General features: G+C 70.6%; 11 protein-coding genes. All 11 read left to right on the plus strand.

What is annotated here, in order from left to right:
- Positions 1–10: 10 nt before the first annotated feature.
- The 11 genes from ACFWP7_RS31680 to ACFWP7_RS31730 all read left to right on the plus strand — a co-directional run bounded on the left by ACFWP7_RS31680 (position 11) and on the right by ACFWP7_RS31730 (position 8,333).
- Entirely contained in the window at positions 11–472 is a 462-nt protein-coding gene (locus tag ACFWP7_RS31680) for a hypothetical protein (RefSeq protein WP_384388353.1), read from the plus strand.
- Entirely contained in the window at positions 473–2,638 is a 2,166-nt protein-coding gene (locus ACFWP7_RS31685) for a hypothetical protein (RefSeq protein ID WP_384388356.1), read from the plus strand. It begins immediately after the preceding gene.
- 321 nt (positions 2,639–2,959) lie between these two features.
- Positions 2,960–4,315 carry a hypothetical protein gene (locus ACFWP7_RS31690; RefSeq protein ID WP_384388358.1) on the plus strand — a complete coding sequence of 452 codons (1,356 nt, stop codon included), beginning with the start codon at positions 2,960–2,962 and terminating at the stop codon, positions 4,313–4,315.
- Entirely contained in the window at positions 4,312–4,497 is a 186-nt protein-coding gene (locus tag ACFWP7_RS31695; protein WP_384388361.1) for a hypothetical protein, read from the plus strand. The genes ACFWP7_RS31690 and ACFWP7_RS31695 overlap by 4 nt, the downstream gene beginning before the upstream one ends.
- Positions 4,498–4,632: 135 nt before the next feature.
- Positions 4,633–5,139 (plus strand): hypothetical protein, encoded by a 507-nt coding sequence (locus tag ACFWP7_RS31700; protein WP_384388364.1) that lies wholly within the window; start codon positions 4,633–4,635, stop codon positions 5,137–5,139.
- On the plus strand, positions 5,123–5,572 hold the full coding sequence (locus ACFWP7_RS31705; protein ID WP_384388366.1) for an RRQRL motif-containing zinc-binding protein: 450 nt from the start codon (positions 5,123–5,125) through the stop codon (positions 5,570–5,572). Before ACFWP7_RS31700 ends, ACFWP7_RS31705 begins: the two co-directional genes overlap by 17 nt.
- A 31-nt stretch (positions 5,573–5,603) precedes the next feature.
- Positions 5,604–5,909, plus strand: a complete 306-nt coding sequence (locus ACFWP7_RS31710) for a hypothetical protein (protein WP_384388369.1) — start codon at positions 5,604–5,606, stop codon at positions 5,907–5,909.
- A gap of 99 nt (positions 5,910–6,008) precedes the next feature.
- Positions 6,009–6,755, plus strand: a complete 747-nt coding sequence (locus tag ACFWP7_RS31715; RefSeq protein ID WP_384388371.1) for a hypothetical protein — start codon at positions 6,009–6,011, stop codon at positions 6,753–6,755.
- Positions 6,752–7,108: a hypothetical protein gene (locus ACFWP7_RS31720; RefSeq protein ID WP_384388374.1), complete on the plus strand. Its 357-nt coding sequence runs from the start codon at positions 6,752–6,754 to the stop codon at positions 7,106–7,108. The genes ACFWP7_RS31715 and ACFWP7_RS31720 overlap by 4 nt, the downstream gene beginning before the upstream one ends.
- Positions 7,109–7,222: 114 nt before the next feature.
- On the plus strand, positions 7,223–7,843 hold the full coding sequence (locus ACFWP7_RS31725) for a hypothetical protein (protein ID WP_384388377.1): 621 nt from the start codon (positions 7,223–7,225) through the stop codon (positions 7,841–7,843).
- A gap of 88 nt (positions 7,844–7,931) precedes the next feature.
- Positions 7,932–8,333, plus strand: coding sequence for a hypothetical protein (locus ACFWP7_RS31730; RefSeq protein WP_384388380.1), 402 nt, complete (start codon positions 7,932–7,934; stop codon positions 8,331–8,333).
- Positions 8,334–8,421: the final 88 nt, after the last annotated feature.

Consider the following 8,421-nt stretch of genomic DNA (forward strand, 5'->3'; position numbering starts at 1 on the left):
TGCCATCCACATGAGCGACGACAGCGGCGAGGTCAAGGTCGGCTCGGACCTCCACAAGTTGATCCAGCAGCTCGAGAAGATCGAGTTCAAGACCGACCGCGACCTCTACAACTACGCGAAGATCCTGCGCGCGATCGGCTTCGAGCTGTACACGCGCGTGGCGTTCGACGCCGACATGATCACGGCGATCCTGTCGCAGTACAAGGGCAAGTGGTACACGTTCGGCCTCCAGTCCAAGATCCGCGCGAAGCTGGTCGGCGCCCACCTCAAGGCGGGTGCGTCGGCGGCGAAGGTGCTCGGGCTGGCGGGCGTGAAAATGTACGCGAGCTTCGTCAAGCACTTCATCCGGCCCGAGCAGGAAGCCGAGGCCGAAGCCCGCAAGGGCAAGGGCACCAAGAAGCCCGGGTTCTCCATCGGGGACAAGCCGTCCGACGCCGCCGGGAAGCCCGGCGAAGCAGGAAAGGCCGCCTAAATGGCACGCCGCGCATCTCGTTCGAAGAAGTTCGACCCCCGCAGCGACGAAGAGATCCAGGAGAGCCGCGGGGCCCGGCTCACCTACGGCGGGCCGTGGGCGGTCACCGTTCTCGGTCCGCTGCCCGTGGAGCTCGCGCACGTCTCGCTCGCCGGTAACCCGACCGCCCTGGCGCTCGCCGCGCTGGGGCTGGCCGGCACCGGCACAGCCGTGTGCCGCCTGATGGCCCACCTCGACTCCAAGGCGAAGCGGCCCAAGGACCAGAAGATCTGGCACCAGGTCAACACCGCCACCGTCACCGCCGCGAGCACGCTCGGCACGGTCGTCGGGGTCGACACCCCGGCGACGGCCGCAGCCTGGTTCCTCGGGGGCGTCGGTATGGCGGTCGCGAACAACCTCTGGAGCAAGTTCTACAAGGCGGGCTCCGAGAAGAGCGCGTCCAGGTGGGAGAAGCTGGAGTCGGAGATCGGCCTGGCCAAGCACGAGCTGAAGGACGCTCAGTCCAACGGCAAGGGCACCGTGATCGCCACGGTGGAGGCCAAGGACGGCGCGACCGCCGACGACCTCGCGCGCAGGATCCCGGCCATGGCGGCCGCGATGAAGCTGGGCAAGGGACGCATCACCCACACCGTGGACGATGACGACTCCTCCCAGGTCACCCTGCGCGTGCAGGTCGCCGACCTCCTCAAGGAGGGCTTCCCCTGGCGCGGCCCGTCCGCGTTCGGCGCGTCCATCGGCGACGTGCCGATCCGCACCGGCCGCTACGAGGACGGCGAGGACGTCCTGCTCAACCTCACCGGCATGCTGCGCTGCCTCAACCTCACCGGCGCGCCGCTGGAGAAGGAGCCCTTGTCCAACGGCAACGTGGAGCACTGCATCGCGATGGGCGTCAACGGCGCCGGGAAGACGCAGGGCAACCAGCTCATCATCACCGAGTGCGGCACCCGCACCGAGGTCTCCACGATCGTGATCGACTGCTCGAAGTTCCAGCAGGACTTCGGGCACGTCCGGCACGGCATCGAGTGGCCGATCGACAAGAAGGACGCCGCCCGGCGGTTCTTCAAGCTCCTGCCCGCCGCGATCGAGAAGCGCACCGACTTCCTCGCCGCGAAGGGCATGTCGAAGTGGGAGCCCGGCTGCGGTCTCAACTTCCTCGTCATCATCGGCGAGGAGGCCGCGGACTTCGCCGCCGACAACGAGCACTACCAGAAGATCCTGCGTACGGCGCGTGCCGCCGGTATCTGGATCCTGACGTCCATCCAGCGCGCGACGCACAACAACATGGACACCGACTCCCGCGCCAACTCGCCTGCCGGACTGTGCTTCGGCCTGCGGGACGGCGCGGACTCGCAGTACTGCCTGCCGGACGAGGCCGTGGAGGCCGGCGCCTGGCCGCAGTGGGGCAACCGCAAGCCGGGTTACCACTACGCGGCGGGCCTGGGCATCCCGGAGGAGCGGTGGCACGTCACCGCCCGCACCGAGCTGGCCAGCAAGCGCGACCAGGCCGACGCCATCACGGCGGGCGCGGCGATCCGCACCCCGCTGGACACGGTCACCGCTGACGCGTTCGGCGACCTGTACGTCAACCGCACCACGTACGACGCCCCCCTCCTGCCCAAGGAGAAGGGAGAGACGGAGCAGCCCCAGCAGCAGGCGAGCCCGGCCTCCACCGCCACGGCGACCGCCCCGGCCGCCGAAGCGGTGCCGGCCTCTTCCGGCCCGCCCGACATCGAGGAGATCGAGGACGTGGACCAGGAGACGATGGAGCGCGAGGTGGAGGAGCTCAACGAGATGCTGCAGAACGTGCTGGAGGAGGACCCCGAGCCCGGCGAGTACGACCACCTGCGCATCGAGGACGAGATCGAGGCCCCGGCCGACGACGCCCCCGTCCTCTCGCTGGGCGGCGACGCCGACGACGCCGACAAGCTCACCAGCGAGCAGGGCCGCCAGGAGCTCTACCAGCGGCTCGACACGTGGGTACGCGAAGGCAAATTGACGTTTGCTCCCCGCGAGGTCACCGACATCCTCCTGCGGGTCGGCCTGGCCGACACCAAGCGCTGGTTCTACCGCCAGCGCGACATCCTCATCGAGGCCGGAGTGATCTCCGAGGACGAGTCCGACGAGGGCTTCGGCCACTACGACATCCTCCGCTCCCCCCTCTCCTAGCAGCACGGAGAGTAATCAAAACCGGGTACGCACGGTGCGCAGCGTAGCGCACCGTGCGCACCCGTCCCCGCCCCAGGTAGGGAGCCCGCACCCCCGCCGCGCACCACCCAATGCGTACCGGTTTGTCCCGCGCGCACGGTGCGCGCCGCGCTGCCGCGCACCTTACGGAAGGTAATCAACATGAGCGCCCCGACCGCTCCCCGGCCGAAGGCGGCCGGCCCCTCCCGACCCCTCCCTCCCGTCACCGAAGACGACGTCACCAAGGCCCGCAGGTCACTCCAGAAGATCGACGGAGTCCTCACCCAGGTCACCAAGGCCCTGATGACCATCGGTGGCGGCGCATTGATCTTCACTTGCGTGAATGTGACCCTGTTCGGCATCTCCCACGACATCCCCTGGTACATCGCCTGGATGCTGGACCCCCTGGCCAGCCTCGCCCTCATCACCGTCCTGTACGTCGACGGCGTGCTCGCTGAGCACGGCGGCGACTACAAGCCCGGCGGCTGGCCGTTCCTGCTGCGCTGGACCGCTGGTCTGTCCACCTGGATCATGAACTGCTGGACCAGCCTCTACCCGGATGGGCACTTCCACTTCGTGCCCCAGAAGCCGGACGCGGGCGGCATCCTGCTCCACTCCGTCGCCCCCGCCCTGCTGATCCTGCTCGCGGAAGCCGCCACCGGCTACCGCAAGTACGCAACGAGGCGGCGCGGCGAACTCACCGCGATCATCGCCCAGTTCGAGACCGCGAAGGCTGCGGAACGCGAGGCCACGCAAAAGCGAGCCCGCGAGGAAGCCGAACGCGAGGCCGCCGAAAAGCGCGAGGTGGCACAACGCGAGGCACAGCGCGAGCGCGACCGCGAAGAACGCGAGGCCGCTCGCCTCGAACGCGAGGAAAACGCGAGGCTCGAACGCGAGCGTCGCGAGGCAGAAAACGAGGAAGCCGCTCGGGTTCGCCGCGCGGAAATCGAGGCAGAACGCGAGCGCATCGAACTCGCCGAACGCAGCTCGGAAATCGAGGCCAAGCGGCTCAAGACCGAGGCAGAGATCGAGGCCACCCGCCGCCGCGAGCAGTGGCAGCTGGAGCAGGCTGAGCGGGACCGTGAGGCCACCCGCCGGGCTGAGATCACTACGGCAGAAGCCCAGGCTGAGGCGCTGCGCAAGGAGGCGGACGCCAAGGCGGAAGCCGAGCGGATCAAGGCGGAAGCCGAAGCCCGCGCCCTGGAGGAAGCCGAAGCCGCCAAGCGTCAGCGCGCACTGGAGCGGGCCGCCGCCAAGACCCGGCCCGCCTCGGAAAGTTCCTCGCGAAGTGGCAGCGGCCGCACCTCGATTTCTGCGGGGCGTGCCTCGGGAAGTGCCTCGGAAAACGGGGTCGCGCTCACCGCGGTTCCCGCCCTGACCGCCTCGGAAAGTGAGGGCCGCGTCCCTCGCGATGTGCGCGCGCAGCAGCGTGAGGACGCTGAGCGGTACGTCGCGAAGTGCCTCCTGACCAACGTCTCCCCGGACCTGGACGGCCTCGCACAGCACTACGCCAAGGCCGACACCTGGGTCGGAGACCGCGTCCGCGAGGCGAAGAAGCGGATCGAAAACGAGGGCGGATTCAAGGAGAGCGTGCTCGCCGACACCGAGCTGGACGGCTTCGCGACCGACGACTCCGACGACGCTGCGGGCGCGGCATGACCGATCACACGGAACACGAAGAGGAGGACCCCACCGTGGAGTTGGAGATCACGTTCGACTTCAGCGAGCAGCGTGACGAGCCGATCGTGCTGGCGCCCGAGCCCCGCCCGGGCCACCCGCCGACGATCCTCATGCGCAGCGAGCCCCTGATGACGAGCCGCTTCAGGCGGCTCACCACCTGACCCGCTTCGACGGCTCCACTGACCCCCGAGGTGTTGAAGCCACCTCGGGGGCCGGTGAAGAGGCCGAAGCCTCACCCGGGCGAACTCACGCCAAATGACACCGCCCGCGCTCCCCATCAGAGGAGGACCACCATCATGCCGTCCTACGGCGAGCAGCCACAGACCACCTACCTGCCGACCCCGCTGCCGCCGCAGTACGGGCAGGCGCCCGCCCCCACGTACGGCCAGCACGTCGTCCCGCTCCCCCAGGGCACGGTCGTCTACCCGTCGACCGCCGGCCTGGACGGCGTGGTCGTCGTCCCCGGCCCGTACGGACAGCAGACGGCCTACTACACACCGCCGCCCGCCCCGGCCCCGCAGCCGCTGGTCTCCCCGCTCCTCATCAAGGCCGCCCTGGTGGCCTTCATCGTCGGCATCGGCGGCGTCGGCGTCTTCTTCCTCATCCACGCGATCGTGGAGCTGCTCCAGGCGCTCGTCACCCTCGGGCTCATCGCCCTGGCGGGCCTGGGCGGCTGGATCGTGCTGAAGGTCTTCACCACCACGGGCACCGGACGCGGCGACACCATCAACGTCCGCGCCAAGGGCCGCTCCCGCGTCCAGGTCCACACCGGCCGCGGACACAACCGTGGCCGCCGGCGCTGAACCGACGCCCCCGGCCGAAGAGCCGGTCGTCCGGGACGTCGACCTGTACGCCACGAAGTCCGGCACGATCCCTACGTACAAGTGGCGCCAGGCCCCCAAAGGCCTCGCCACCCGCCGCCAGCTGCGCGATATGGGACTGAGCCCCGGCCGCGGTCGCTACGTCGTCGCCCAGATCGAATGCCGCGGCGGCAAGCGCGTTGGCTACCTGTACCGGATCGACCTCGCCGTCCCGAAGAGGGTGCCGACGCTCGCCCAGGAGGCCGCGCTCGACAAGGCGATGGCCCGCAGGCAGACGTGTCCCAAGTGCCTGCGGCGTTACCACCGGTGCCTCCCGCTCAAGAAGCTCGGCAGCTGCCTCGAGTGTTTCGACGGCACGCCGGCTGACCCCCGCGACTACACCGCTGCCGCATCCGAGTGGCTCACCGCTGCCTGACCCACCGCCACCAACCCAAGGAGTTCTGCGAATGGCACTCACCGTCAGGGAAGCCATCCCCACCGGCCTCGCCGGCGCCACGGCCTGCTACATCGGATACGACCTCGCCGACCACGGTGTCGGCGTCGCCGTCATCGTCTCCACCGTCCTCGCCATCCTCTCCACGGGGCTGTCGGTCGGCCTCCGCTTCCAGCAGGCCGCGAACGACGTTCAGCTGTTCACCTGCCCCGAGGGCTGCGGCGTGGAGATCCGCACCACGAACCAGCCGTCGGACAGCGTCGCCCGGCTGCGCGAGCTGGCCACCGACCACTCCCAGCACCCCGCCGCCAGGTCCTGACAGCTGCCTGATCCGCCCGTACCGCCACCAGGCGGGCCGGGCGGTGAAGGGGAGCCGGACAGCCCCGGCCGCAGACCAACTCTGCAGGGGGAAAAGCCCATGATCAGCATCATCCGCCGTTCCACCCGCCGCACGTTCGAGGAGGCGGTGCAGACCGCGCAGCGCGTCCCCGGCCTGGAAGGCGAACTCGCCCAACAGCGCCAGGAGAACAGCGAGTCCGAGAAGAAGCACACCGGCCTGGAGCAGCTTCTGAAGGAGCGCGACGGGCAGATCGACGAACTCCGCACCCAGCTCGATGCTCTCCGGGCGGCCGCCGGCCACGTCGCCGCGCGGATGGCCGCTGCCCCCTCCGGGCACGGTGCCGCCGGATACCGCGCCGCCCATGCCTTCGTCGCGCACGCCGACCAGTTCGGCCTGAACGACACGGACCAGGGCCGCCACGTGCTGAGGGCGATCCGGGAGCTGACCGAGCCGCAGCGAGTGTTGCTCCTCTGCCGGTACGGCCAGCCCCAGTCCGCCCACGTCACGGAGGAAGCCGCCCGGGCGAAGAGCCAGCAGCAGGGGGCTGCCCCCGACGGCTGGAGTACTGGGGAGTTCGCCCGTGCACGCGACTACCTCTGGTCCACCGTCACCGTCACCGTGGACTACCGCACGCCGTGGATCACCCCGACGCCGCTCACCGGCGTGTACGTCCTGATGAGCGACGGGCTGCCGTACGGCGCGTTCAGCGACAAGGAAGCCGCGATCCGCGAGCAGGACCGGGCGGGCATCCCGCGCACCGCCACCAGCCTGATCCGCGTGGAGCTGGAGACGGACGCCGCCCCGCTCGAAGCAGCGCACCGGTGAGCGGGTCCACCGACCGCGTCGCCGTCAACCGGGCCGGGCAGATCGCCATGCTCGCCCTGGAGCAGCTGGGCGCTCTCGTCCACGGCGGCCTCGAGCACGAGGCCGCCGTCGACCTGCTGCTCAAACTCGGGCCCGGCGACCCGCACTACGACATCACCCTCCCCCTCCTCTTCGGCGACCTGATGCGCGACCTCGCCGACCGCCTCCGTGCGCACGCCGACCGCGACGTCCGCGTCCGGCTGGCCGCGCAGGAACTGACCGCCGCCGCCGGGACCATCACGGCCGCCGGCGAACACGTCGAACAGGCCCTGGCGCACCTGGGGGCCCTCCACAGCACCCCCGCGTCGGCCTGACCCGGCTGTCACCTGCCCGATCCGCCCGCCCCGCGCGGGCGGTGAGGGGAGCGGACAGCCAGCCACACCAACTCCGTCCAGCAGACGCCCGACCGATCCGTCGAAGGAGCACCGGTGAGCGAGCCCACCGCCAGCCCCAACCCCGCCCCCGAACCCGACCCCATCCCGCCGCTGGAAACGATCGACGACGACAAGCGCCAGCCGCCCCGTAGCCGCCCCACCTACCCGAACCCCCGGCCGGCGCCCATACGGACCCGCGACGACATCCCGCCCGGCGCCCTCGCCGTCGGCGCGATCCTCGGCACGGTCACCCTGATCTTCATCCTCAAGTGGGCCGTCCCGAAGGTCATCGACTGGCTCGGCTGGTTCGGGCACCAGGACTGGTCATGGGCCACCCAGTGGGCCGCCACCCTCACCGACCCCGTCCACGCCTACCTCGCCGCCCACACGGTCGGGCTGCCCGTCACCGCCACCAGCGCCTTTGGGATCTGGCTGGGCGTCGGCGGCGCCTCCCTCGTGTGGGCCTGGATCACCGAAGCCTTCGGCGCCCGCCTGACCTGGCTGGCACACGGGGCGGCGACCGCGTTCATGGTGTGGGAGTCCTCGCCCGCGGCCGGCCGCACCGTCGCCGCCGCGCTGGCCGTCCTCGCCTGGACGAGTCTCTCGCTCTTCGCGCTGCGCGGCCTGTCACTCCGTCCTGTGATCAACGTCCCCCGCTGCGACCGCCGGTCCTGACGGCTGCCTGATCCACCCGTACCGCCGACCGGCGGGCCGGGTGGTGACGGGGAGCCGGACAGCCCGGCCGAACGAACGGGAGGACCACATGCAGATCGCCGACATGCGACACGAGGCCGCCATGCTCCTGCGGGCCGCCCGCACCGAGAGGGGCGAGCGGCGCGAGCACATGCTCGAGGAAGCGCGGCTGTGGGTCATGCTCGCCCAGAGCGGCTACGACACCCCGGAAGAGACGGTGCCGGACAACACGGTGATGCGGATCCGCACCCGCGGCGGCGCGCTCACCGTCGTCATCGGACAGAAGGAGTCGGGCCAGGACGTCTTCCCCTGGCGCTGCCTCGGCTGCCGCCAGGGCCGCGACTTCGGCGGCGCGGTGCGCAACGCGGCCCGGGAGGAAGCCACCCGGCACGCACGGGACTGCTGGGTGCTGCCGGAGCGCCCGGCCGCCGCCCCGGCTGATGCCCTGGCCAAGACCCTCGCGGACGCGTGACCCCGCTGACCTGACGGTTGCCTGATCCACTCGTACCGCCGACCGGCGGGCCGGGTGGTGACGGGGAGCCGGACAGCCCGGCCGGAAA

Source organism: Streptomyces sp. NPDC058470 (assembly GCF_042721055.1).
GTDB lineage: Bacteria > Actinomycetota > Actinomycetes > Streptomycetales > Streptomycetaceae > Streptomyces.

Bases quoted from the DNA above. Each gene is read 5' to 3' on its own strand.
- ACFWP7_RS31690 (WP_384388358.1), top strand. From the start codon at position 2,960: ATGACCATCGGTGGCGGCGCATTGATCTTCACTTGCGTGAATGTGACC.
- ACFWP7_RS31730 (WP_384388380.1), top strand. From the start codon at position 7,932: ATGCAGATCGCCGACATGCGACACGAGGCCGCCATGCTCCTGCGGGCC.
- ACFWP7_RS31710 (WP_384388369.1), top strand. From the start codon at position 5,604: ATGGCACTCACCGTCAGGGAAGCCATCCCCACCGGCCTCGCCGGCGCC.
- ACFWP7_RS31680 (WP_384388353.1), top strand. From the start codon at position 11: ATGAGCGACGACAGCGGCGAGGTCAAGGTCGGCTCGGACCTCCACAAG.
- ACFWP7_RS31695 (WP_384388361.1), top strand. From the start codon at position 4,312: ATGACCGATCACACGGAACACGAAGAGGAGGACCCCACCGTGGAGTTG.
- ACFWP7_RS31700 (WP_384388364.1), top strand. From the start codon at position 4,633: ATGCCGTCCTACGGCGAGCAGCCACAGACCACCTACCTGCCGACCCCG.
- ACFWP7_RS31685 (WP_384388356.1), top strand. From the start codon at position 473: ATGGCACGCCGCGCATCTCGTTCGAAGAAGTTCGACCCCCGCAGCGAC.
- ACFWP7_RS31715 (WP_384388371.1), top strand. From the start codon at position 6,009: ATGATCAGCATCATCCGCCGTTCCACCCGCCGCACGTTCGAGGAGGCG.